The 1,930-nt window shown below is 32.5% G+C and carries 1 protein-coding gene; it reads left to right on the top strand.

Annotated elements, in window-relative coordinates; genetic code table 11:
- Nucleotides 1-1,083: 1,083 nt before the first annotated feature.
- On the top strand, nucleotides 1,084-1,242 hold the full coding sequence (locus AC0B9F_RS37985; RefSeq protein ID WP_459564312.1) for a hypothetical protein: 159 nt from the start codon (nucleotides 1,084-1,086) through the stop codon (nucleotides 1,240-1,242).
- Nucleotides 1,243-1,930 lie beyond the last annotated feature (688 nt).

Here is a 1,930-nt window from a genome sequence, read left to right on the forward strand (position 1 = left end):
AAAGCCTTTCGAACAGTTTAAGAGCTTCATTATACTTAATTTGTATCTTAGTTCCCGGTGGGGGATGTTCTCCTATCTTGTATCGCCAGAAAGAATTTACTCTCTGGCATTCTTTTTTTTACTTTTTTCAAAGTTGTTCAATTTCTAATTTGTTATATTTGTACGGATGAATTTCATCACAGATGAGAATAGAAGGTGAAAAAATCCTCGTTTTTTGAATATCCTATTTGATTAGCGTTTGTTTTATTTTTTCGAGGATAGAAATGTCGAGTGAAACAGATATTTGGAAGGAAAAATCCTTTTAACTTGTTAGTACAAATGTTGAGTGATGTTGACGTATGTACGTATGAATAATATACTTAAATTGTTAATAATCTCAAAAAGAGTTGGAGGTACCTTTTTTTTACAAGATTTTTTAATAGCAGACAGAGGAGGATTTATTTGAAAACAACCAATTAGACCTGAAATAAGCAATTTATAATAAAAACAATATCACTAGGATTAGAATAGGAACAACAAAAATCAGAGTTCCTTTTTGTCCTCAAAAAGCTAAGTTGGAAATGTTAGAGAAGGAACTTTCATCTGCATATCCTTAAATTGATCTGGTAATAACACCAAACGGAATTTCTGTTTCCTGCGAACAACCGCTCTAACACATTTTTTCTCTTTCTAGGATTTTTGAATTTTTCAGGCAATAGGTCAAGAGGTTGTAACGAGTAAATTATTCAATTGATGAATTAAAAAATGGAAGCGGAACCAATCAGTGTCTATTTCGCTTAGCTGGTAAACTATAAAATTATTAAACGAATGAAAAGAGGTTACTAAGATAGAACAGGAAAATAGTATTTTGGTTTGTCGTAGGTTCAAAGTATCTTTATAGTGAATAAGCTTTAATGGAAATTAAAGCAAACGTTCAAGGTATGACAGATACCAAAAATGAAAGCGGTTATCTAACTTACCCGCAAGTATCGCAAGATTTAGCTATAAGTGCAGATAGAGTTAAAAGCATCAGGATAGAGGTAACCTATCTTGACGAAATAGCTAGTATCATCACTTTTATGATACATTCTCATCTTTTAAAATGTGGATTTGGAAAATAAATTTATTAAACTATTGTATCATTTAGAGACACACAATTTAAGGGATTTACCCCTTGTTCAAGAATTGATATGGACTTCTATGAACCTGAATCATTCCGCTAGTGATGACCGTGAATATGGTTTTACCATTGCCCAGTTGTAAAAAAAAAAGAAAATAATATAGGAAATCGAGAGCGTCCTGCAGTACACAAACAAATTATAGAGTGGATGAAAATTTCAGCTATATAACGAAATCCTCAATATCATGGTTGCTCGTTTTGGTAATAACATGTTTAATTTTGGTGAGTCTGAGGGGATAAAATGGGAGCACAAATTCAATTTGGTTGGAAAATGGACTTGGCTACTATAATGGTGACTTAGGTTGGATAAGTGAATACTGTTAAAGACGAAGATATTATAGACTTCTTTCCAGAATATGCAGACCTGTATGAATTTGATTATGGGACATACAGCCAGGAAGATTGGGAAAAGATTATAAAAATCCAAGGAAGCTAAGGAATTTAATATATAGCGCTTCCTTAATAATAGTGAGTTGACTATTGGGCTTTTCATTTAACTTAAAAAATTTACATTGACCGAAACAGCTCCTAGTTTTGCTGTCCAAGTGCTATGAAACAATGAAATAACTTCGCATGGGAAAGGCATTAGAAACTGCAGTACTCGATCGCTTACTGAAAGTATGAGCCATAACCAATCAAATGATTTTATGAAAGATTACATAAACTGGTCAAGAATCAATTTTTCATTAGTATATGCTTGAAGTAGTTCCATCTTTTGCAAGTGAAAAACGAAAGTCGTTGTATCTCCATTAGGTATTGGTAATCGAGAAG

Source organism: Streptomyces sp. NPDC097129 (assembly GCF_055668065.1).